The following is a 22,667-nucleotide window of genomic DNA, read 5'->3' as shown; positions in this document are numbered from 1 at the left end:
CGGCATCAAAGTAGCGTACCGGCTTTTATCGGTGGCGGTTTGGTACTGCGGCAAAGCAATTGCAGTTAACACACCGATAATTAACACAACTATTAATAATTCAATTAACGTGAAACCTTTTTTCATAGTTTCTCCTTTTTAGATTCTTTTCTACAGCTCTATTCTTTTCAATAAAACAACCTCAAAATGCGTGTTTTACACAACAAACATCAGGGGATACTATCCCCGCTTTTAAGATGCTATCAAAAAAAAAAAACGATTGTCAAGTCTTTTTTATTTGTCGACGAAAAAACGACCAAGAAGGAAGAAAGCCCGCCTTAGCACAAAAAAGGCACGTCCAAAGACGTGCCTTTTCTGCGGATAAAGATCTATTTACCAGTTGTTTCTTTTCCGAATGCCTTGGATACATCTCTGCCGGTAGGTTGTTGGAAAGGATAGAGCCCAAATTCCGGCATTACGGAATATAAATGATCAAAAATATCGCTCTGAATTCCTTCATATTTTACCCATTCAGTCGTAGCCGCAAAACAATAAATCTCTAACGGAAGCCCCTGCGAGCCCGCCGCCAATTGGCGCACCATGCACGTTTGTGTACGATCTATCGTAGGCAAACTGCGCAAATATTCCACGGCATACTGGCGGAACGTACCGATATTGGTCAAATGACGGCCGTTGAGCACACTTTCCTTCACATTACGTTGCTCGTTAAAGGCACGAATTTCGGTCATTTTATTTTTCAAATATGTCTCCAGTAATTTAATTTTAGATAAGCGCTCCAACATGGCTTGATCTAAAAATTGAATGGCTTCTACGTCAATATACAGCGCACGTTGAATTCGGCGGGCACCACTTTGCAACATACCGTTCCAGTTTTGAAACGGACGCGATACCAAATCATACGCGGGTAAATTGACGATTGTATTATCAAAATTTTGCACTCGCACGGTTGTCAAGGTAATATCTACCACCGTGCCGTCGGCCCCGTGGGACGGCATGGTAATCCAATCTCCTATTTTGAGTAGTTTATTACTGGCCAACTGAATGCCGGCGGCAAACCCTAAAATCGGGTCTTTGAAAATCAGCATAAACACCGCTGCCGCCGCGGACAAACCGGTAATCACGTACATGGGTCTTTTGCTGGTGATGATGGAAATAATGACCAGTACCGCCAGTAAAACGATGATGATTTTTGCCGCTTGAAACACGCCGCGCAAAGGCACTTTGGGGTTTTTGCCGTATAAATAATCGACCACATTGACCGAAGAAATCAAAAGCCCCATTACACAAATGATGCCGTAAATTCCTACTATGCGCCCTATAATGCCGTGTAAAACGGCCCCTTCCAGCGGCATAAAAAACGGATAAGAGTGAAAGGCGATTACCGCCGAAAGAGTGAACCCCAATGCATCCAGCACATAAGAAGCGCGCAAGGCTTCTGTTAAGCGCGGCCACCGATTATGAATAAAGGACCATCCCAAGAAAAAATGCGCTATCCATTTCAAAATTCTAGCCACCAAATAAGTCAGCAACACCAAGCCGAGAATAGCGATACATTCCGCCACGACAACGCGTATTTTATCAGACAGAAAAGAAACGGGCATTAACCAAGCCGCAATCCAATTGCTCAACATATTTATCTCCTGTAGTTTCAGCGTAAAAAAGTTACTATAATAAAGTGTATGAAAAAATTTCTTTTCTTGGCAATCCTATTCTTATCCGGTTGCTATGCACCGCTAAACAATTCCGGTGTTAGCACCAACAAATCCTGGTTGGAAATTCCTGCCAAGAAAACGAACTTTGAAGGAAAACAATACGACTCATGCTACCAGTTCAAGGTGCATTTTGTACCGGCCGAAGCGGAAGCAGCTTTAGACGGACAAAAAGCCTGCATACACAGCTGTTGTTGGCGTAGTGATCAGTCTGAAATAGTGTGGGATTTCAACAAAGATTTTGAGAAAAATTTACGCTTTTACGGACGGGCCGAGCGTTATACACCGGAAAAAATCACCTTACAAATTACTCATTCCAATTTACTTAATACCACCGCGGTACATGTTTCACCGCGGGGGGCAATCAGTGCCAACGGAACGGTAAAATTAAAACACAAAACGGTAGAAAACCCCGCCCGCTTGGCTCAAATAGAAAGTCAGGCCCGTCAATTACAGGCGCGGCGAAATGCATGGTTAAGTGACCAGCAGATTGAAGAAGATACGACCGCAGAATTCCCTTCAGAGGCGGCCTTACAGCGGGCAAAAAATTTAGTACAACGCGCCCAAGAAACTAAGATAGACCGCTATTTCTATCAAGTCAATCAGGAATATCGTAAAAAGGGATATATTTTTCTGGTAAGCCAACGCATCTACCAAGCCGCTCCGCTGGCCGACGGCACTTACCGGGTGGCTTGTTATGCCAAGGTGCAAAGCGGAGCCTCGGCCGATCAGTTGGAAAACAGAACTCTCAGTTGCGGGGTATGGAGAGCAGATACCACACAGGAAACCGTTTCCCCCCTAGATGCCCGCGCCCGCCAAATTAAAGTTTTGCAATAATTTATTTCAAATACTGCGGGTCACAGGTTTTCCCTCGACTGGCACAGGAAGGAGCATTTCCGCAGAAATTACCACAACAACAAGAAGTATCGTCATAGAAAACAGAAGCATCTGGCGAATACCAATTGTGTCCGCAAGTGTGTGAATTATTTGCATAACAAATAGCCCCATTGATAAACGTAGGCCCACTCCCCGACGTACAAGAAGAAACTCCATTTCCTACGCAAATTCCACCGTCAATCTTTCCCGTATTGGCAGCATACCATGATAAACCGCAAGAATTTACGCTATCTCCGATACAAATACCACCAGGATTTACAACCACACTTTCACAACCTGTCTGTGCATCATTGGTAGCATGACAAATACCGCCTGAATTAATTTTTGCACTATAACAGGCCCTTGTACCCCCACTTGCTTCACATATTCCTCCCTGATTAATAGTAGTATTTATACAAGGAGTATATCCGCTATTTCCTAAACAAATTTCTTCTTCTCCTATCTGTTTCCCCCCTGTACTTCCAACATAACCACACTGGTCATTCATACTCGTAACTATCTCTGATCCCAAATCTGTACAACGCGTGGCAGTATCTTTATAGCACTTTGTTTTACTGGTACTCCAAGAGCGACTGGCATTTTGACAAGTTCCTTGGTCTATCTCTTGGTCTAAAAGATATCCCACATATCCGTCAGCTGACGTTAGCTCTTGCCCTTGTAACAAACCACCGCATAGCCGGTTTGCGCGCTCGTCCCCAGCAAGCGCTTCGCAGTGTAATTGTCCCGCAAATTTGGGATTATCATCTAAATAACTGGCTAGGCGTACATTGGGCAGTTTGCTATTCGTCACTCTGATTACATTGGGGTCCGAGGTATTATTAGGAGTAATTAAGTTAAATGTTAAATCGTTGTTCTCCATAGTCACATCAAGATTTCCCATTTCACCGGTATATCCGTCATTGGACATCTTAAATGCTTCTTCCGCGTCTTTTATCGCTTTGGCTCCCGGGAGCATCGTGCTCCAATGACTCTTGTCCACTGCTCCTTGATACATTGGAATAGCAATAGCACTTAACACTCCGATAATAAGAACTACGACTAGTAATTCAATTAAAGTAAAGGCTTTCTTTGACATTTTTATTCTCCTGTTTAATAATCTTAAAACGCCCGTAATGCAATCTTTCACAAGCAAGTGCCTTGAAAACAGCGGCGTTCTAAGAAATCGTAGCAAAAAAAAAAAACGAGTCAAGCTTTTTTTACTAATACTTTTTCTTCCCGAAGAAAAAGTATCCAAAAAGACTCTCGGCCAAGAAGCAAAAAAGAATCTGCAAACGACTGTTTGATAAACTCGCTTTACTCATACATATCAAACAGACTACCCCATTTGCAGATTCTTTTTTACTACGCTTCAAGGCCGATTTATAACAACAAATAAGGCGCAGATCCTGAGCAAAAACCCCTCAGGATGACAACCTTTAACAACAAAATAAAACTCCCCGGACTGTAGTAACCCAGGGAGTTTTATTTCATAAAAACAAGTTATTTCATAGATTTTCGGACGGCTTTCATTTCTTTTTTCCAGCGTTTGCGGGCTAGTTTATAACGCCTTTCGGCTTCCCCGCTTAAAATCTCGTCAACACGACGGGCTTTTATCTCTTCTAACTTTTCTTCTTGTTGAGCCAGCTTTTGTTCCCAAATATCTAAATTTGCTTTTTCCGCCGCAATTCGCTCTTTTGTCCAGGCCAAACCTTCGTCAGTGGCGGTAGACACAAGCTGTGCCAGTTGTTTTTTAATAGACGGTTTTTCTTCTTCACTGGCCCGACGGTATTGTTTGGTCAGGCGGCGGATTTCTTTGTTACGTTGCTTGAATAATTTTCGTTGTTCTGCAGAAGGACGCACCGCTAAAGCCAAAGGGCGTTGAGCCGACGTATCATCTTGGGCCCAAATAAAACCCGCACAGAGTAACAGACAACAAATTGCAAAACATTTTTTCATATTAACTCTCCACCGAACCGTCTTTCACACCGGCTTCCGCAAAACCTCGTGCGCGTAGTTTGCAAGAGTCACAATAACCGCACGGTTTTTCCCCGCCGTTGTAGCAACTCCAAGTCAATTCAAAAGGTACGCCCAAAGATGCTCCCAGTTTAACAATATCGGTTTTACTCAATTTCATCAGCGGGGCCAACACCTCTATTCCATGTCGTACACCCCATGCGGTGCCCAGTTCAATCGCTTTGCCGGCCGCTTGAAAAAAATCCGGCGTACAATCCGGATAACCGGAAAAATCAATTGCATTGGGCCCGGCCACAATTGCATCTGCTTGTACTACATCGGCTAAAGACGCCGCCATAGATAAAAACATCAAATTTCTTCCCGGAACGTACGTGGAAGGAATTTGTCCGTTGGTAATTTCAGATAGCGGATGGTCGGGAATAGTTTGCTTGGTATCCACCAGCGAACTGGCCGCCAGCCAAGGTAAATTCAAAGACACCTCATGTTGTTTCACACCCAAACGATTTGCAATGGTGCGCGCAGAACGCACTTCCCGTTCATGCCGTTGCCCATAAGAAAGCGTCAAGGTTTCGCACGTATAACCTTTATCCAGGGCCCAGTATAAACACGTCGTGCTATCCAGGCCGCCTGAGAATAATACAATTGCTTTTTTAGATGACATAAATTAGAACGATACGCTGTTATTTAACGCGCCCTCTATTTCAAAATCTTCCATGGCCTTGTAATCGCCTTCCGTCAGGTTATCCCCGTACTTTAATACATAGACGATCAAAGTAACCGTAGGATTTGCAATGCCGTCTTCCGCATTATTGTATTGACCGATAAAAATAGCATCGCCGCCTTTAGAAGCCGCAATTTTACGAGCTTCTTGCACTCCGCGTTTCAACGAATCTCTATTGGGCGTTAAGTTTTTAACACGCAAAAGGCCCAAATTACCATAGGGGTGTGTAATGTCCTTTTTGTCTGTAAAAATTTCAATTTCAGCCGGTGTTTTTTTAGCCGGAAAAGCCGGGCCTATCGCAATCCAATCGGTATTGCTTTGCATCAATGAAGCGCACGCGCTTAATTCCACACATAACATACATAAAAATGCTATTTTTTTCATATTTTTTCTCCTAGTTTTTAGAGGCGAGTTGTCCGCAGGCAGCACTGATATCGTTCCCCATACTTTTGCGGATTGTTACGCCGATACCCATCGCCTTGAGTGCATCTGCCATTTCCTGCACAACGCGGTCTTCCGTCTTGTCACCGCGTCCTAAATTACAAGCAATTAAATTAACATGCAACAAATAACTAAATTTACTATCCCGAATCCATTTGCCTAACTTACGGATATGTTCCGGTCGGTTATTTACGCCATCAATAACCGCATATTCCAAAAACACCTGCCGGCCGGTTAGTGCCAGATATTCGTCCAACGCCAGACGCAACTCATCTAAATCATAGCGGCGGTTGACCGGCATTAATTTCGTCCGTTCGTCATTGTCTGCATTATGCAAAGAAATAGCCAAATTTACTTGCGGCAAATCTGTGGCCAGTTTATGGAGTTTATCAGCAATCCCCGAGGTGGAAATAGAAATGTGCCGCGCACCAATATTCAAAAAATCCGGATTAGTTAAATTCTGCACCGCTTTTACTACATTCAAATAGTTTACCAACGGCTCGCCCATTCCCATAAATACTACGTGGGAAATGCGTTCCCCAAGTTTTTCCTTCTTGACATACTGAAACCACATGAGTACCTGGTCCGCAATTTCTTCGTCGGTTAAATCCCGCTTAAAGCCCATCTTACCCGTACTGCAAAAACTACAACGCATCGCACAGCCTACTTGCGTAGAAACACATACGCTCCACCCTTCATGCGGTTTGAGTAAAACGGTTTCTATCAGTAACCCATCTTTTAATTTCAACAAAGCTTTAGCCACGCGGTCTTTTTCCGAAAAGACCATTTTCTTAACGGTAAAACTTAAAATGGGCCGCTCTTTTTCCAACTGTTCTCGCAGGGCAACGGGCAAGGCCGTCGCCTCTTGCCAAGAAGAAATACCATTCTTATATACCGCATCTTTTACCTGTGCGATACGGAAATTAGGTAACCCGGCATTCTTAATAAATTCTTTTACATATTCAAAATGCATAAAATCCTCAGTATAAGGTTATTTTAACATTTTTAGCTCCGCGCTCATACTCTTGCTTCACGTACCATATAAAAAGAGTGAAAATTTCCCCCCGTTTTAGTATAATATGTGCACTTATGAGCGAAGAGATTAAATTTAGCACATCCGGTTTCCGCGGCATAATTGCCGAAGGAATGACGGCTCAGGCCGTCCAACGCTTAGCGTTTGGGATTTCTGATCATGTATTGGAAAACTCATTTTATGGTTTTGAGGGAAGCGGCTATCAAAAGCATTGTCAAGAACTCGGCAAAAAACCTAAAAAACCGTTGATTATTATTGGATATGATACGCGCTTCTTATCCAAGCAATTTGCCTACGTAGCCGCCAACGCCTTTTTGGCCAGCGGTATTAGCGTCAAAATGGCAGATGAGCCACTTCCTACCCCCGCCGTAGAATGGAACGTATTAAAGGAAGCTGCCGTGGGCGGACTGATTATTACCGGTAGTGAAGCGGATTATCATGTTTGTGGGGTTAAATGGGTAGCTTACTATGGCGGTATCGCCAACAATGAAATCGTAGAAGATATTGAAAAACGCACCCCCTCTTCTACTTCCCAACAGCTTAAAGCCTCTTCTACAGAGTTTGACCATCTCAATACAGCTGTGGTGCCTACCAATACCCTTAAAAAAGAATACATGGCCCACATGGAAAAAATCTTAGATGGCAAAGCACTTAAAAAAGCAAAATTGAAAATCGCGCTTGACCCGCTCTTTGGCACCGCTCAACATTATTTCCGCAAAGTTTTGGAAAAATATGGTGTTAGCGTAGAAGCCATTCACGAGGATTCGGATGTACTCTTTGGCGGAAAAGCGCCCAATGCAGGACCTGTCAGTTTGGAATCTTTGCGCAAATTAGTGCTGAGTAAAAAAATGCATCTCGGGATTGCCTGCAACCCGGATTGCGATAAATTTGGCTTGATTGATTCGGACGGAGAGTGGGTATCTCCCAATGAAATCGGCCCCATGCTTTTGCACCATTTAGTTAAAAATAAAAAGATTAAAGGCCGCGTCGTACGTAGCGTAATTACCTCTACGCTGTTTGACCAAGTAGCCAAAATGCACGGACTGATGTTACGCGAGACCCCCGTGGGTTTTAAGTATATTATTGAACTTATGCGTACCGGTCAGTATATGATGGGATTGGAAGAATCCGGCGGCATTGCCATGGCCAATCATATTCCGGACAAAGACGGACTGTTAGCATGTTTTCTTACCATTGATATGATTGCCGTAGAAAAGAAAACGCTCAAACAACTGCGCAAAGAATTTTATAAGAAATATCGCCCCATGTATGAGCAAAAAGTGAGTATTTCCAAAACGGAAACGGAAATCAACCGCATCATGGAACGGTTGGACCTCAAACCTCCCCTCAACATCAATAAAACCTCGGTATGGCGTATTGACTCTACCGACGGGTTTAAATTTATCCTCAAAGGGGGCAGTTGGCTGGCGATTCGTCCGTCTAGTACGGAACGACGTATCCGTCTTTATGCCGAAGCACCGGATCCGAAATTGCCCGTAACCTTAATTAAAGAGGGTAAAAAAATTATTGAAAGCATTATTTAACTATACTACGGGGGAGTAGATATGGCTAGCATTAAAAAGATAATTGCTTATGAAGTGCTTGATTCACGCGGTTTTCCAACCGTGGCGGTGGATGTATTATTATCGGACGCAAGCCGCGCTACTGCGATGGTGCCCAGCGGTGCCAGCACCGGTTCCCACGAAGCCTTAGAATTGCGTGACGGTAATAAACGCTATTTGGGAAAAGGTGTTTTGCAGGCCGTTGCTAACGTCAAAAAAATTGCCAAAAAAATTACTGGTTTAGAAGCGGATGATATCAGACTTATAGATGATACCATGTTAGCTTTAGACGGCACAGAAAATAAAAACAACTTGGGTGCCAATGCGATGTTGGCAGTATCTATGGCCGTCTTACGCGCCGGTGCGCAAAGTGCTAAAAAACCTTTGTACGAACATATCCGGACTTGTTACGGCATCAAATCCAAGACGTATTTATTGCCTACGCCCATGTTAAACATTATTAACGGTGGCAAACACGCCGATTCCGGATTAGACGTCCAAGAATTTATGATTGTGCCGGCGCACGCACAAACTTTTTCCCAAGCGTTACAAGCCGCCAGTGAAACCTATCACACACTCAAAGCGATTTTGAAAAAAGACGGACAAGTAATTGCGGTAGGAGACGAGGGCGGTTTTGCTCCCAAAATGGCTAGACATGAGGACGTATTAAAAACGCTGGTGAAAGCGTGCCAACAAGCCGGTCACGCTCGCATGTCTTTGGCCATGGATTGTGCAGCCAGCGAATTTTATCAAAAAGGTCATTACTATTTTGAAAAGAAAAATTATACCGCTACGCAACTAACTAAGTTGTATGCCGGCTGGTGCCAAAAATATCCGCTGATTTCTATCGAAGATCCCTTGCAAGAGGACGATTGGGCCGGTTGGCAACAAATTACGCAGACCCTCGGCTCCAAAATCCGACTGGTCGGAGATGATTTATTTGTAACCAATCCTTCTCGCTTGCAAATGGGAATTGAACAAAAAGCGGCCAACGCTATTTTGATTAAATTAAATCAAATCGGCACCGTATCGGAAACGATAGACGTCATTGCCATGGCACAACGGGCGGGATATAGTTGTATCATCTCGCATCGTTCCGGCGAAACAGAAGATACGTTTATCGCAGATTTGGCCGTAGCCACCAATGCCGGTGCCATTAAAACAGGAGCACCTTGCCGATCCGAAAGAACTGCCAAATATAATCGCCTATTACAAATCGAACAGGAATTGGGTAAAAAAGCAGTTTATGCACGGCAAAAAGCCTTTCAATTATGAACGAACTTAAAGATTTGGTAATCCGCAACCGTAAATTGCTACTCTGGACCGGAATAGCAACGGCGGCTGTTGTTTGGTTTTTAGGCAGTAGCGTACGAGACATCGTGCACAACAAACTGGAATACAAACGTTTGCAAAAATACAGTGCCCGTTTAGACAAAGAATATGAAGTATTACAGGCCAAGCTGGAATTATTGGAAAAACAAGATCCGGCTTATATGGAGTACTTGGCCCGTGTGCAATATAATATGTCTTTACCGGGTGAAACGGAATATCGTTTTAAGAATAAATAATTATGGAAATTGACGTCTTAGAACTGGGCCCTATGGCCAATTGCACTTATTTAATCAGCCAAGACCAAGAGGCATTGCTTATTGATCCGGCTTGGGATATGACTGCTATTGAGCAGGTGTTGAAGGATAAAAAATTACATCTGCAAGCAGTTCTTTTTACGCATGGGCATTTCGATCATGTAAAAGACTGTCAATCGCTTTTGCGTGCTCACAATTTGCGGGCTTATATAGAAGAAAACGATGTGCTGCTAAGTGGACTACCGGAAGAGTTATTGCAACCTTTCTGTGGAGAGCAACAGTTAAAGCTCGGCCCATTTTCTGTACATATTATCCCCACACCGGGCCATACTGCCGGCGGAGTATGCATACAAATAGGGGACACTATCTTCACGGGAGACACCCTCTTTCCGGGAGCGTGCGGACGAGTGGATTTGCCCTCTTCCGATGCGCGGCAAATGCGCAAAAGTTTGCTTTTGCTGTCTAAACTACCGGAAGATACCCGTATTTTTGCAGGCCATAGCTACGGCGGAAAATGTTCCTCTTATATAGGAGCCGAACGTTTGCACAATCCATTTATGCGCAGTGCTATCAAAGACGAGAAGGTGATTTCTTAATGCATCCTATTTTATTTCATATCGGATCATTTGAACTGGCCAGTTATGGGCTAATGACCGCGCTGGCTTATCTGATTTCGTCTTGGTATTTATACAAACGCCTGCATTCTATTGAGCTAGATAAAGATACTTTTTGGAATATCATTTTTATTGCGTTTGTCAGTGCCTTGTTGGGATCTAAGTTGCTATATCTCATACTGTCTTGGCCAGATTTAGGGACCACGTTTGCAGATCGCCTGAAAAATGCCATCCAAGGGTTCCGCTACGGATTTGTATTTTTCGGCGGAGCTATTGCGGCGGTGGGGACTTTATTATACTATCTGAAAAAGAAAAAATTGCCGGTTTTACAAACCGCTGATTTTTATATTGTTGCCCTGCCTCTGGGGCACGCCATTGGACGTATCGGCTGTTTTTTGGCTGGCTGTTGCCATGGAAAACCGACCGATTTACCGTGGGGCGTAGCGTTTACTAATCCGCACAGTTTAGTGGCCCACGAATATCTAGGCGTTCATTTGCATCCCACACAACTGTATGAAGTAGTTCTCAATTTGATTTTATTTTTCATCTTGCAACGCTTGTACAAAAAACCACACAAAAACGGCACTATTTTAATTGCATATCTGCTCGGATATGCGTGTTTGCGCTTTGGGGTGGAATTTTTCCGCGGGGACTATCGGGGCGGATTTTTCTGGGGACTTTCCCCCTCCCAGCTTATTTCTCTAGGCACTGCGGTATGTGCGCTGATTGCCCTGTATTTTTTGAAAAAAGGAGCTTCTCATGCCCACTAATAAAACGTTTACCTTTAGCGGATATTCCAAACGCTTAGACGTGTTTGTAACCGACGAACTGCCCGATTTTTCCCGTTCCATTATCCAAAAAATGATTAAAGACGGTAAAATTACCGTCAACGGAAAAACCGTTAAGCCCTCTTATCCTTTAGAAGAAGGGAACGAGGTAATTGTACAAATGCCCGATGCCGCCGCCCACCAAAATAAACTGGCCGATTTAATTATTGCGGAAGGTAAAGATTATTTTGTAATCAATAAACCCGCCGGTATGCTTGTGCATCCGCAAAGCCCCATTTGGGAAACAAACCCCGAAGCAGCCTTTGCGGTAGAAGAGACTTTAGTTTCACTGATACTGGCAAATCCGCCTAAAGGATTTGATAAAAATACTCCGCGCGCGGGGTTAGTACACCGCTTGGACCGTGAGACAAGCGGAGTCATGTTACTGGCTAAAAATGAGGCTTTTCAGCAAGCGATGACCGATTTATTTTCTAACCGCGAAGTGCACAAAACGTATCACTCTATTGCGTGCGGTTTAGTACCCGACGACACTGGACGCATTGAAGTGCCTATTGGGCGCGTGGCGGGCGGTAAAATCAAGGCTTCCGACGTCGGGCGCGAGGCCATTACCGAATATAAAGTATTAGAGCGTAAAAACGGATTTACCTATATTGAACTGTACCCTCGCACGGGGCGCACCAATCAGTTGCGTGTGCATTTAAGTTGGCTTGGTTTTCCGGTGTTAGGCGACTGGCTGTATAAAGGTGCAACGGCAGAGCGCCTAATGTTACACGCGCGCAAATTAGAATTTAAGCATCCGCTAACCGGACGGAAAATGCGTTTTGAAGCGCCCGTGCCGGATGATTTTATGGCCACATGGGAACGGGTAACCAAAGGATAATTAATGAACAAACAAAAAGGATTTACTCTCATTGAATTATTGGTGGTCGTACTGATTATCGGTATTTTGTCAGCCATTGCCTTGCCACAGTACCGCAAATCCGTAGAACGGGCTAAAATGGCTGAAGCAGCTGTTAATCTGCGCGCTATTGCCAATGCCAATCAAGTCTATTATGTGTCTAACGGAGTGTATGCAACCGCAGATGAGATAGAAAAACTAGACATACAAATTCCGGGACAGCTCACCACACAGATTGTAAACAATACCCGTATCGCTACGAAAGATTTTATTTATTCGCCCACCGGATCCGGATTAGAAATTTTGGCCTTAGCACAACGAGCGGATAATGGCGTTTGGAGAGGAACGACTACGGGGTATTACATGTATATTCCCCGATCGGATCCGAGCAAAATCAAATGTACTTCTTATTCCAAAACACCCGATATGGAAAAGGAGTTGTGCAGCCAAATTAATAAAAACGGCACGTTATAGAGTAACAGCGTATCAAAAAGATTTGCTAGAATAAAAAGTAGTACAATAGACGTACACAATTTAATCTGTTTTTGGAACCGTATGTAGAATACGGAGAGCTTTTGGGAGACCAAAGGCACGAAGAAGTCCAAAGACAGTCGTTTTAGGCACTACACGGCTAATCTGATCCATTAGCAGTGTGGTGCCGAGTGTTTGCTATTCTCTTCGGAGAATAGCAGACCACGGCTGTTATGCTTTGGGTCACTTCTTCGGCTCAAAAAATAACGGCCGTTTTTTATGCACTATTTTCCAAAGACAGAAAAGGAGAATAGTATGAAACAAAGACAAGGTTTTACCCTTATTGAATTATTAGTTGTGGTGCTAATTATCGGTATACTTACCGCGATAGCTTTACCGCAATATACAAAAGCCGTAGAAAAAGCAAAAGCTACGGAAGGATTAACTTTACTTAAATCATTAGGCGAAGCAGATGAAATATATTATTTAGAAAATGGAGAATATGCAAAATCATTTAGTGATTTAAGCATACAAATTCCATGGACAGAAAATACAAGTTTTCTCACATCTAATTATGATGATACGGGATCTAATAAAGACTGGTCTGTTCAATTAGAAAAATATCCTGGCAAAAGTATTTTTATGGCTCGTATAAGCGGAAAATATCAAGGAACAGGTTTCGTCTACTTTCTTGATAGACCAGAAACACAACTGAAACCTCATAATCACACCATTGTATGTATGGAAAGACCCGCCGCGACTCCCTTTATTTTCTCTTCCGCATTCGGAAAAGGAGACTATTGTACAAAATTGTTTAATGGAAAATTAATTTTTGATGATAGTTGGACCCGCTTTTATTCTTTACCGTAGCACGACGACAAGTTACACAATCTTTTTCTCATACACGCGGTAGCGTTTAATCGGATAACAGCCGGCCTCTTTAATGCCGTGTAGCATTCCCTCATTGTCCTCAAGCACCCACGACAACTCCGCTTTATCCCATATCGCTACGCCGTATTTGACGATGTGATTAATCAGCACTACATCCAGTCCGCGTTTACGATGCGCCGGGTCCACGCCTAGCATAATCAGCCGCGCATCGCGTATTTTTCCCCACGCGCGCCACGCACGCAAGGTGCGCAACGGATTACACAAAGTTCCGCGCAAAATTTTCAACACATGATTCATATTAGGGATTGCAATATAAAATCCGGCCGGCACACCGTCCACTTCTGCCACACACGTGCCTTCCACGCGCAAGACCCATTGTAGTTCGTCCACCATTTCCTGTATTTCCGCTTCGGAAATAGGCGTATGCCCCCAATTTTCCGCCCAAGATTTATTGTAAATATCGCGGATTATGACGGCTTCTTTTTTCAGATTTTTCAAATCAAGACGGCGCAAGGTTAATCCTTTACCACGCATGGCGCGCGCGGCAATTTTTTCAAATAACGGGCTGAATTTATCGTCGCGTGTACGCTCAAAAGCCAATAAATCTTTCGCTTTACTAAAACCTTCTTTTTCAATCAGCTCGGCATAGTAGGGATAATTGTACGGCATCATAATGGCAGGCATACTGTCAAAACCTTCCACCAAAAGTCCGTAGGGATGATTAGACGACGGATTGGCAGGCCCGCGCACGGCGGTTACCCCTTGTGCACGCAACCATTTTTCTCCTTCCGCAAAAAGAGCGTGCGACACTTCCGCGTCATTGACACAATCAAAAAAGCCAAAGAAACCTATATTTTCGTGGTGAAATTCATTGTACGCATCATTAACCAGCGCACACAAACGTCCGACGATTTTCCCGTCTTTATAAGCCAATAACAATTTGCGGCGCGCGCGGCTCCAAAAGCTATCTTTAAGGTCCAATAATTTGCGCGTATCGGCTTTCAGTTCCCCCACCCAATAAGGGTCTTTCTCATACAAATCAAACGGAAATTGTATAAATTCTTTCAGCTTATTTTCTGCATCCAAAACAGTGATCGCCATATACGCTCCTGTAAAAAACCCCGCCGAAGCGGGGTTTAATTTATTTAATAATTCCTACTGCGCGGCCAGCTTTGGCAAACGCATCAATGATTTGTTTGACGTGTTCGTCGGTATGGGTGGCCATTAAGGTCAAGCGCATCAAAGCATGGCCTGGCGGCACAGCCGGGCTGATGACCGGGTTAGAGAAAATACCCAATTCATGCAAGGCGCGCCACATCTTAAAGCAGTTTTCATTGCTACCCACATGCACCGGAATAACCGGCGTAGTGCTATGGCCTAAATCATAACCCAGTTCGCGTAGACCTTTTTTCAAATTATCCGTCATGCGGAATAAATTATCGCGGCGGGAAGTATCGTTTTCAATAAGCTCCAACGCTTTATTAATAGACGCTACAGACGCAGGCGGCAAGGCCGCAGAGAAAATTTGGCTGCGGGCATTGTGGCGGATGTAATGAATAATATCGGCATCGCCCACCACAAAACCGCCGACGGTAGCAAAGGTTTTAGAGCAAGTGCCCACCACTAAATCTACTTCCCCGTTTTCCAGTCCGAAATGCTCGCACGTACCGCGGCCGGTTTTACCCAAAATACCGGTAGCATGTGCATCATCTACAATAATGCGCGCTCCGTATTTTTTGGCCAATTTGACAATTTCCGGCAACGGGCAAATGTCGCCTTCCATGCTAAATACACCGTCTACGATAATCAGTTTGCCGGCCTCTTCGGGCAATTTAGCCAGTACGCGCTCTAAATCTTCCATGTCATTGTGTTTAAAGCGCACCATTTCGGCATCGGACATTTTAACTCCGTCTAAAATGCTGGCATGGTCCAGTTTATCTACAATGGCATAATCACCTTTTTTTAGCAGGCAGGAAACCACGCCCAAGTTCATCTGATATCCGGCAGAAAAGATCAGGGCCGCTTCTCGGCGTTTGAAACGCGCCAAGCGTTTTTCCAACTCTTCGTGAAAAATAGTATTTCCGTTCAAAAAGCGTGAGCCGGCGCAACCTGTACCGTACTTGGCAGCCGCTTCGGAGGCGGCTTTTTTCATTTCAGGATCATTAGCCAAACCCAAATAGTTATTGGAACCGGCCATAATAAACTTTTTCCCGTTTAACATTATTTCCGGCCCTTGAGCAGACTCAATCGGCTGAAAATATCCGTAAATACCCAATTTCATGGCTAGTTTAGCATCTTTATAATTTCTGCATTTTTCAAAAATATCAGACATTTTATTTTCCTTTCCTACTGTTGAACTTTTTTAATAATGTTAGTAGTGGAACGCCCTTTTAACAAGGCAAAACGCACCACTTTTTTTGCAAATTCGCGACCCACAATTTCACTGGGCTTATAATCGCCGCCTTTGACCAGCACATCCGGCTGAACAAGTTTAATCAAATTATATGGCGTATCTTCCGGAAATACACAAACAGCATCTACAGATTGTAAGGCTGCCAGCACCAACGCGCGGTCCGCTTCTTTATTGACCGGACGGGTCGGCCCTTTCAAACGTTTGACGGACGCGTCGCTATTTACACCCACCACCAGCACATCTCCTTTGGCGCGCGAAAATTCCAACACGCTCACGTGTCCGGCGTGTAAAATATCAAAACAACCGTTGGTAAAAACGATTTTTTTACCCGCTTTACGTTGCTTGGCAAGCCACAAGCCAAGCGCGCGGCGGCTGAAAATTTTATTTTTGGCTTTCATCTTTTTTCTCCGCCGCTAACATACGTTCAATTAACCCTGTATCGGTATTACCGGCAATAAAATCGGCCTGGGCCAAGATTTTTTGATGGAACGGGATGGTGGTTTTCACACCGCCAATTACAAATTCCCCCAACGCGCGGCGGCTGCGTTCTAACAGTGCCTTACGGGTGGGAGCCGTTACAATTAATTTGGCAATCAAACTGTCATAATAGCTGGGAATCGTGTACCCGGCATACATATGGCTATCCACGCGCACACCCAAACCGCCGGCCGGAATCCACTCTTCCAGCACTCCCGGGCAGGGGGCAAAATTTTGGTCGCTGTCTTCGGCATTAATACGATGTTCCACCGCGTGACAACGCACCACACCCGCTTCGGTTTGAGAAAGCGTCAGGGGCTGGCCTTGAGCAATTTCAATTTGCATTTTAACCAAATCTTGTCCGCACACGGCTTCCGTGACGGGATGTTCCACCTGCAAGCGCGTATTGACTTCCATAAAATAAAATTCTTTATTGGGCGCCATTAAAAATTCTACCGTTCCTACGCCGCGATATTTGGCCGCTTTCACCAGTTTAACGGCGGCCTCTTGTAATTTCTTACGCACAGCAGGCGTAACAAACGGAGACGGAGATTCTTCCAACAATTTTTGGTGGCGACGTTGCATACTGCAATCACGCTCGGCAAAGGCAACCGCATTGCCGTAATTATCGGCCGCCACTTGCACCTCAATATGACGCGGATTTAAGACGAGCTTCTCAAAATAGACGCGGTCATCGCCAAAGTTGGCTTTTGCTTCGGCTTGAGCGGTTTTCATCATGCGCTCTAAATCTTTCTCTTGCAGGCAAGCGCGCATCCCTTTTCCGCCACCGCCGAGCGTTGCTTTAATCATAATCGGATAGCCGATTTTTTTAGCCACCTCACGAAAATTTTTGCCCACGATGCCGTTCGAACCGGGGGTTATAGGCACTCCGCCTTTGACGGCAATTTCACGGGCGGTACTTTTGACGCCCAGCATTTTAATGGCTTGCGCAGTCGGCCCGATAAACGTCATACCCGCTTTGGTAACGGCCTCTGCAAAATCTGCATTTTCAGACAAGAAACCGTACCCGGGATGCACCGCATCGGCACCGGTAATTTTTCCGGCGGTTACAATAGCATCTATGTTCAAATAGCTCATGGAAGCCGGCGCCGCCCCAATACAAACAGCCTCGTCGGCCATACGCACGTGCAAACTGTTGCGATCTGCTTCGGAATAAACAGCCACCGAGGCAATACCCATTTCTTTGAGCGTGCGGATAACACGTAAGGCAATTTCGCCACGGTTGGCAATCAATACTTTTTTGAAGGGAGTGATGTTAACTTTGGGCATAAGCGTTACGGTTCAATAAAAAATAGGGGCTGGCCGTATTCTACGGGCTTGCCTTCCTCGGCAGAGATAATACGCAAGGTACCGTCCACCGGAGCGGTAATGGCATGCTTTTTGGCCACGGTTTCCACTAGGCCCAATCGGTCCCCTTGTTTAACGGGTTGGCCTTCTTTTAGGGGTAAGCTCTTACCCTTTGCGGCGGCATGATAAAAGCCCAAAGCCGGCGCTGTAACGGCCGTCAAGTGGCAAGTGCACTCTAACGGAGCCGGCAACGCCTCACGCGTCTTGATTTCAATACAATTGTGATTATGATGATAACAAAATTCTGCTAAATCGGTGGTTTTAAGCCAATTAGTAATGTCTGTAATCAGTTTGGTATCCATATTCCCTCACTGCCAAAAATATATACTTATTTTAGCATTTTTAGAGGGCATACGGATAGAAAAAAGTGGCTATTAATAGCCTAAAGCCTTACAAACGGAAGTACCTAAATCGGTGTAACCGGTACAAGAGATATTACTGACCCCATTATTTTGAGAAGGATAATCTTGCCATAACTCATAGTCCACATTATTAACATCTTCTGCACTTGTACAAACACCGTTACAACGAAAGGCATATATACCTGACGCATCCTCTAGGGAATATATGAAATATTTTGTCACATAATATCCATTATTCCATTGGCTACCGCTCAATTGAACAGACCAATTGTCTGTGTTCAGATAAATATTCCCATCGTTCATTCCTGTTTCCAAAATTACCATTTCCACATTATTCACAATAGTGCGCATGTTGGTAAGAGCTTCGGCGGCGCGAGATTTTTCTACCGCTTTTTGGTATTGCGGCAAAGCAATGGCAGACAAAATGCCGATGATTAAAACAACTACTAACAACTCAATGAGCGTAAAAGCTCTGTTATTTTTTACAAACATAAACTACCTCCTTTTTTGGTTCGTTTATTTTAAATGCTACAAAAAAAAAAACGATGTCAAGCTTTTTTTACAATACTTTTTCTTTCCGACGGTAAAATGAGCAAAAAAGAAACAACTAATTACTTTTTGCACTTGTAGAAAAATCCGTTTTCCTTTATACTGGTACGACCTTAACAAAAGGAGGAATTATGCAACTGGCAAAATTAGTCTTATGGATCTTGGTGTGGCAAGTGCCTATGTGGATGGGTGTGCGCATTGTACGCCAAAATATGGATTGGTACCACAGTCTAAACCATCCATTTTTCTCTCCGCCGGACTGGCTGTTTGGCATGGTCTGGGCGGTACTGTATATACTGCTGGCCCTAGCGGCCTTTTACATCACGCGCAGGGAGTTTAATACGCCCGTGCGAAAAGCCACCTGGCTCATAATCGCGCAACTGGTGCTTAATGCGGCGTGGACGCCCTTGTTTTTCGGCCTGCATCACATCATGGGAGCGATGATATTAGTACTGGCGATGATTGCAATGACCCTGTGGCTCATGCGGGCTGCAAGGCCGATTTCACGCGCCGCAGTCTGGTTACTTATTCCTTATTTGGCGTGGCTATGTTTTGCGTGGTTACTTAACACCGGTATTTGGCTGATGAATTAAAACTAAAACCCCGCCGAAAAGCGGGGTTTATTAAATTTCAGTATGTTGTACTTTGAGGATATTTTTTTCTTTAGGAACGGGCAAACATTCTTGCACACGATAGGGATGTCCCTGCGTTTCTGTTTTTAATTGTTCGATATCTGCGTCTGTTAATACTTCTTTATCGTAAGTAGTGCGAAACTCGTGAGGCAGCCCGGAATTTTTAATCATTTCCATACTGCGGCGCAATACTTGTTCATCGGTAGGTACGCCGGTAATCTGCGTATATTTAGCCAGCGGCGCTTTCAAATCCATGGCAATATAATCCACCAACTTTTGCTCCAAGGCCTGTTGCAACACATCCGGCCGATACCCGTTGGTATCTAATTTAATACGATAACCTAATTTTTTTACTTCAGACAAAAAATCGAGTAAATCGGGTTGTAAGGTAGGTTCGCCGCCGGTAACTACTAAGCCTTGCAAAGTGCCTTGCCGTCGGCGCAGAAAAGACATTACTTCTTCTTGCGGCATGCCTTCTTGAAATAAAGAAGGGTAGACCAGTTCCGGATTATGACAATACCTGCAGCGGAAATTACAGCCCTGTGTGAACACAATAGCTGATACTACGCCCGGGTAGTCAATCAACGTGAACTTGATCAACCCTCCAATTTTCATACAAAAAACTCTTACGACTTATTTATCGCAACCACATTCTACATGCATCGTTTTGCGCATGCCGAATTCTTCTTTTTTACCTTTATTCCAGTTTTGTACCGGACGGAGATACCCCACTACGCGGGAATACACTTCACATTTGGAACCGTGTACATCTTTCATTTCTTCTTTGATCTCGGTGATTTTATTTTCAACAATTTTTCTTTCTTCTGCAGTCATGGGTTTTCTCCTTAGTTTATGGTTGCATCTTAACGATACGGCTGGTTCGGTTTTACTACAACTATTGTATCAATTTTTGTATCAATTTTGCGCACAAACCGAACTGCTTTTTAGGGTTAGCGCGTAACCCTAAAAAGGTATTAGGTGTAATTATTTACTATAAAGCTGTTCTTCGAGCAAGCGTACCTGACGTTCCAGCTCCTGCATACGTGCCGATTTACATTTGGGACATTCAAAATGTTCTCCCTCAATGTAACCGCATTTGGGGCAGACGCTAAACGTCGGCGTGATGGAAAAATACGGTAAAGTGTATCTTTCGCAAACAGTTTTAATAAACTGTTTCATGGCGTCCAAGTTTTTAATACGTTCGCCTGTAAAAATATGCTGTACAGTACCACCAGTATACTTAGATTGAATGGTGTTTTGCAAGTCTAACATTTCAAACACATCATCGGTATAATTGACCGGCAGTTGAGAAGAGTTGGTATAAAAAGGCTGATGACCTTCTTTATACATAGCTTCGTCTGCACAAATAATGTCCGGATAATGTTCTTTATCCAATTTTGCCAAGCGATAGGAAGTACCTTCAGCCGGGGTGGCTTCCAAGTTGTAATTGTTACCGGTTTCTTCTTGGAATTTGACCAAATGTTCCCGCATAAAGAGCAACACTTTTTCAGCAAAGGCTTTTCCTTTTTCCGTTCCGATATCTTCCCCAAGCAAGTTAACGGCCGCTTCATTCAAACCGACTAACCCGATGGTCGAGAAATGGTTCATCCAGTATTTACCGAAGCGTTCTTTTACGCTGCGCAAATAGAAACTCATATACGGATATAAATTGGCCGCCGTAAAGCGTTCAATGACTTTACGTTTAATTTCCAAACTTTCTTTAGCCGTTTGCATACGGTCTAATAGATTGGCGAAGAATTCATCTTCGTTTTTGGAAAGATATCCCAAGCGGGGCAAGTTAATCGTCACCACGCCGATAGAACCCGTCAGCGGAGCTGAGCCAAATAACCCGCCGCCGCGTTTGCGAAGTTCCCGGTTATCAATACGCAGACGGCAGCACATAGAACGGGCATCTTCGGGGTTCATATCCGAGTTAATAAAGTTCGCAAAATACGGGATACCATACTTAGCGGTCATTTCCCACAGCGGGGTGAGTTTTTCGTTGTTCCAGTCAAAATCTTTGGTGATGTTATACGTCGGGATAGGGAACGTAAACACGCGGCCCTTGGCATCACCGGCGAGCATTACCTCACAGAACGCGCGGTTGAGTAAATCCATTTCATTTTGGAATTCCTTGTAAGTTTTATCCATCAGTTTGCCGCCGATGATGACCGGTTGGTCTTTGTAATAAGACGGCACATTGAGGTCCAAGGTTAAGTTCGTAAACGGCGTTTGGAAACCTACGCGGGTCGGCACGTTGACGTTAAATAAAAATTCTTGCAAAGCCTGTTTAACTTCTTCATAGGTGAGTTTATCATAATAGATAAACGGAGCGAGCAGCGTATCAAAGTTAGAAAACGCCTGAGCGCCGGCACTTTCCCCTTGCAAGGTGTAGAAGAAATTGACTACCTGTCCCAAAGCGGTGCGGAAATGCTTAGCCGGTTTACTTTCTGCTTTACCCACTACACCGGTAAAACCGCTTAAAAGCAAATCTTGCAAATCCCATCCCACACAATAGGCGCCCAACAAGCCCAAATCGTGCAAGTGGATATCTCCTTCCAAGTGCATCCGTTTCACTTTTTCCGGATAAATTTTATTGAGCCAATAGATTTTGCTTACTTCGGAAGAAATATAGTTGTTGAGCCCTTGCAACGAGTAACCCATGTTGCTGTTTTCGTTGACCTGCCAGTCTAATTGTTTCAAGTACTGGTCCACTAAATCTACATTAAATTTGGAAGAAATTTCACGGATGCGCGCATGTTGGTCGCGGTACAAAATGTATGCTTTAGCCGTTTTGTGATAATTGGAGGTTAACAGCACATCTTCTACAATATCCTGCACATTTTCCACGTTGGGGGTGGTATCGGCGTACAACTGTTGAATAATATTGATAACACGAATCGTTAGTTTTTTGGCGGTTTCTGCATCAAACTCGCCGGTTACTTCGGCTGCTTTCGCGATAGCGGTGCTAATTTTTTTTGAATCAAAATGCTGAATGTTACCGTCACGTTTGACGATATGCTTAATAACTTCTGCGTTTTCCATGGGTTTCTTCCTTAAAGTAGTTTTGCACAAAACAGAGTTGCGCGGTAAAATAAATTTTACATAAAAAATTTTAGCTTGCAAAGAGTTTTCAAAAAGTTCTTATTTTTTAATGGGAAACGAATAATATTTTTTATTTTTTTAAAGACGAAATTTTGTGTTTTTTTATTTTCTCTTCGAGAAATTTTAAAGTTCATTTTCCTGCCTCAAAAAAATTTTATTTTCCCCCTTGACCTGTTCCTTCTAAACTGGTTAAATAA

General features: G+C 43.9%; 25 protein-coding genes and 1 pseudogene. 10 read left to right on the top strand and 16 right to left on the bottom strand.

Features of this window, described 5'->3' with window-relative positions; translation table 11 throughout:
- Together IKN49_04090 and IKN49_04085 are read right to left on the bottom strand one after the other, a co-directional pair.
- A partial coding sequence (locus IKN49_04090) for a prepilin-type N-terminal cleavage/methylation domain-containing protein (GenBank protein ID MBR3632222.1) occupies nt 1-126 on the bottom strand: 126 nt, incomplete at its 3' end.
- Between the two features lie 242 nt (nt 127-368).
- Complete coding sequence (locus tag IKN49_04085; protein MBR3632221.1) at nt 369-1,631, bottom strand: mechanosensitive ion channel; 1,263 nt, start codon at nt 1,629-1,631, stop codon at nt 369-371.
- Between the two features lie 48 nt (nt 1,632-1,679).
- Here IKN49_04085 and IKN49_04080 point away from each other — a divergent pair, with 48 nt between their 5' ends.
- Complete coding sequence (locus IKN49_04080) at nt 1,680-2,546, top strand: hypothetical protein (GenBank protein ID MBR3632220.1); 867 nt, start codon at nt 1,680-1,682, stop codon at nt 2,544-2,546.
- A gap of 1 nt (nt 2,547) precedes the next feature.
- Here the strand turns inward: IKN49_04080 and IKN49_04075 are convergent, their stop codons facing one another.
- The 5 genes from IKN49_04075 to rlmN form a co-directional block, all read right to left on the bottom strand.
- A complete protein-coding gene (locus tag IKN49_04075) occupies nt 2,548-3,681 on the bottom strand; it encodes a pilin (GenBank protein ID MBR3632219.1) in 1,134 nt (377 codons plus the stop codon).
- Nucleotides 3,682-4,085: 404 nt separating this feature from the next.
- Nucleotides 4,086-4,541, bottom strand: a complete 456-nt coding sequence (locus tag IKN49_04070) for a hypothetical protein (GenBank protein ID MBR3632218.1) — start codon at nt 4,539-4,541, stop codon at nt 4,086-4,088.
- A gap of 1 nt (nt 4,542) precedes the next feature.
- On the bottom strand, nt 4,543-5,220 hold the full coding sequence (gene queC / locus IKN49_04065; GenBank protein MBR3632217.1) for a 7-cyano-7-deazaguanine synthase QueC: 678 nt from the start codon (nt 5,218-5,220) through the stop codon (nt 4,543-4,545).
- Between the two features lie 3 nt (nt 5,221-5,223).
- Nucleotides 5,224-5,664 carry a hypothetical protein gene (locus tag IKN49_04060; protein ID MBR3632216.1) on the bottom strand — a complete coding sequence of 147 codons (441 nt, stop codon included), beginning with the start codon at nt 5,662-5,664 and terminating at the stop codon, nt 5,224-5,226.
- Between the two features lie 10 nt (nt 5,665-5,674).
- Complete coding sequence (gene rlmN / locus IKN49_04055) at nt 5,675-6,694, bottom strand: 23S rRNA (adenine(2503)-C(2))-methyltransferase RlmN (GenBank protein ID MBR3632215.1); 1,020 nt, start codon at nt 6,692-6,694, stop codon at nt 5,675-5,677.
- A gap of 116 nt (nt 6,695-6,810) precedes the next feature.
- Between rlmN and IKN49_04050 the strand changes: the two genes are divergently transcribed.
- The 8 genes from IKN49_04050 to IKN49_04015 all read left to right on the top strand — a co-directional run bounded on the left by IKN49_04050 (nt 6,811) and on the right by IKN49_04015 (nt 13,543).
- The gene (locus IKN49_04050; GenBank protein MBR3632214.1) at nt 6,811-8,298 is read left to right on the top strand and encodes a hypothetical protein; all 1,488 of its coding nucleotides are present in this window, start codon (nt 6,811-6,813) and stop codon (nt 8,296-8,298) included.
- A 21-nt stretch (nt 8,299-8,319) separates the two neighbouring features.
- Entirely contained in the window at nt 8,320-9,591 is a 1,272-nt protein-coding gene (gene eno / locus IKN49_04045; protein MBR3632213.1) for a phosphopyruvate hydratase, read from the top strand.
- Nucleotides 9,588-9,884, top strand: coding sequence for a septum formation initiator family protein (locus tag IKN49_04040; GenBank protein MBR3632212.1), 297 nt, complete (start codon nt 9,588-9,590; stop codon nt 9,882-9,884). The genes eno and IKN49_04040 overlap by 4 nt, the downstream gene beginning before the upstream one ends.
- Nucleotides 9,885-9,886: 2 nt before the next feature.
- On the top strand, nt 9,887-10,498 hold the full coding sequence (locus IKN49_04035) for an MBL fold metallo-hydrolase (protein MBR3632211.1): 612 nt from the start codon (nt 9,887-9,889) through the stop codon (nt 10,496-10,498).
- Complete coding sequence (gene lgt / locus IKN49_04030) at nt 10,498-11,286, top strand: prolipoprotein diacylglyceryl transferase (GenBank protein MBR3632210.1); 789 nt, start codon at nt 10,498-10,500, stop codon at nt 11,284-11,286. The genes IKN49_04035 and lgt overlap by 1 nt, the downstream gene beginning before the upstream one ends.
- Complete coding sequence (locus tag IKN49_04025) at nt 11,276-12,184, top strand: RluA family pseudouridine synthase (GenBank protein ID MBR3632209.1); 909 nt, start codon at nt 11,276-11,278, stop codon at nt 12,182-12,184. Before lgt ends, IKN49_04025 begins: the two co-directional genes overlap by 11 nt.
- 3 nt (nt 12,185-12,187) lie before the next feature.
- Entirely contained in the window at nt 12,188-12,676 is a 489-nt protein-coding gene (locus tag IKN49_04020) for a prepilin-type N-terminal cleavage/methylation domain-containing protein (GenBank protein ID MBR3632208.1), read from the top strand.
- A 312-nt stretch (nt 12,677-12,988) separates the two neighbouring features.
- A complete protein-coding gene (locus IKN49_04015) occupies nt 12,989-13,543 on the top strand; it encodes a prepilin-type N-terminal cleavage/methylation domain-containing protein (protein ID MBR3632207.1) in 555 nt (184 codons plus the stop codon).
- Nucleotides 13,544-13,555: 12 nt separating this feature from the next.
- Here IKN49_04015 and IKN49_04010 read toward each other — a convergent pair whose 3' ends face one another.
- The 6 genes and pseudogenes from IKN49_04010 to IKN49_03985 form a co-directional block, all read right to left on the bottom strand.
- Complete coding sequence (locus IKN49_04010; GenBank protein ID MBR3632206.1) at nt 13,556-14,665, bottom strand: GNAT family N-acetyltransferase; 1,110 nt, start codon at nt 14,663-14,665, stop codon at nt 13,556-13,558.
- A gap of 40 nt (nt 14,666-14,705) precedes the next feature.
- Nucleotides 14,706-15,896 (bottom strand): pyridoxal phosphate-dependent aminotransferase family protein, encoded by a 1,191-nt coding sequence (locus IKN49_04005; GenBank protein ID MBR3632205.1) that lies wholly within the window; start codon nt 15,894-15,896, stop codon nt 14,706-14,708.
- A 14-nt stretch (nt 15,897-15,910) separates the two neighbouring features.
- A complete protein-coding gene (gene rfaE2, locus IKN49_04000) occupies nt 15,911-16,375 on the bottom strand; it encodes a D-glycero-beta-D-manno-heptose 1-phosphate adenylyltransferase (GenBank protein ID MBR3632204.1) in 465 nt (154 codons plus the stop codon).
- Complete coding sequence (gene accC / locus IKN49_03995) at nt 16,359-17,744, bottom strand: acetyl-CoA carboxylase biotin carboxylase subunit (protein MBR3632203.1); 1,386 nt, start codon at nt 17,742-17,744, stop codon at nt 16,359-16,361. Before accC ends, rfaE2 begins: the two co-directional genes overlap by 17 nt.
- A 5-nt stretch (nt 17,745-17,749) precedes the next feature.
- Nucleotides 17,750-18,124, bottom strand: coding sequence for an acetyl-CoA carboxylase biotin carboxyl carrier protein subunit (locus IKN49_03990; protein MBR3632202.1), 375 nt, complete (start codon nt 18,122-18,124; stop codon nt 17,750-17,752).
- Between the two features lie 420 nt (nt 18,125-18,544).
- Nucleotides 18,545-18,676: pseudogene (locus IKN49_03985) on the bottom strand (prepilin-type N-terminal cleavage/methylation domain-containing protein).
- 188 nt (nt 18,677-18,864) lie between these two features.
- Here IKN49_03985 and IKN49_03980 point away from each other — a divergent pair.
- Entirely contained in the window at nt 18,865-19,326 is a 462-nt protein-coding gene (locus IKN49_03980; GenBank protein MBR3632201.1) for a tryptophan-rich sensory protein, read from the top strand.
- Nucleotides 19,327-19,356: 30 nt separating this feature from the next.
- Here the strand turns inward: IKN49_03980 and IKN49_03975 are convergent, their stop codons facing one another.
- The 3 genes from IKN49_03975 to IKN49_03965 all read right to left on the bottom strand — a co-directional run bounded on the left by IKN49_03975 (nt 19,357) and on the right by IKN49_03965 (nt 22,410).
- Nucleotides 19,357-19,980 carry an anaerobic ribonucleoside-triphosphate reductase activating protein gene (locus IKN49_03975; GenBank protein ID MBR3632200.1) on the bottom strand — a complete coding sequence of 208 codons (624 nt, stop codon included), beginning with the start codon at nt 19,978-19,980 and terminating at the stop codon, nt 19,357-19,359.
- A gap of 18 nt (nt 19,981-19,998) precedes the next feature.
- Nucleotides 19,999-20,199: a hypothetical protein gene (locus tag IKN49_03970; protein MBR3632199.1), complete on the bottom strand. Its 201-nt coding sequence runs from the start codon at nt 20,197-20,199 to the stop codon at nt 19,999-20,001.
- A 150-nt stretch (nt 20,200-20,349) separates the two neighbouring features.
- The gene (locus IKN49_03965; protein ID MBR3632198.1) at nt 20,350-22,410 is read right to left on the bottom strand and encodes a ribonucleoside triphosphate reductase; all 2,061 of its coding nucleotides are present in this window, start codon (nt 22,408-22,410) and stop codon (nt 20,350-20,352) included.
- Nucleotides 22,411-22,667 lie beyond the last annotated feature (257 nt).

Source organism: Elusimicrobiaceae bacterium (assembly GCA_017528825.1).
In the GTDB taxonomy this organism is placed as follows: Bacteria; Elusimicrobiota; Elusimicrobia; order Elusimicrobiales; family Elusimicrobiaceae; genus Avelusimicrobium.
This window is presented reverse-complemented; position numbering and strand designations above follow the sequence as displayed.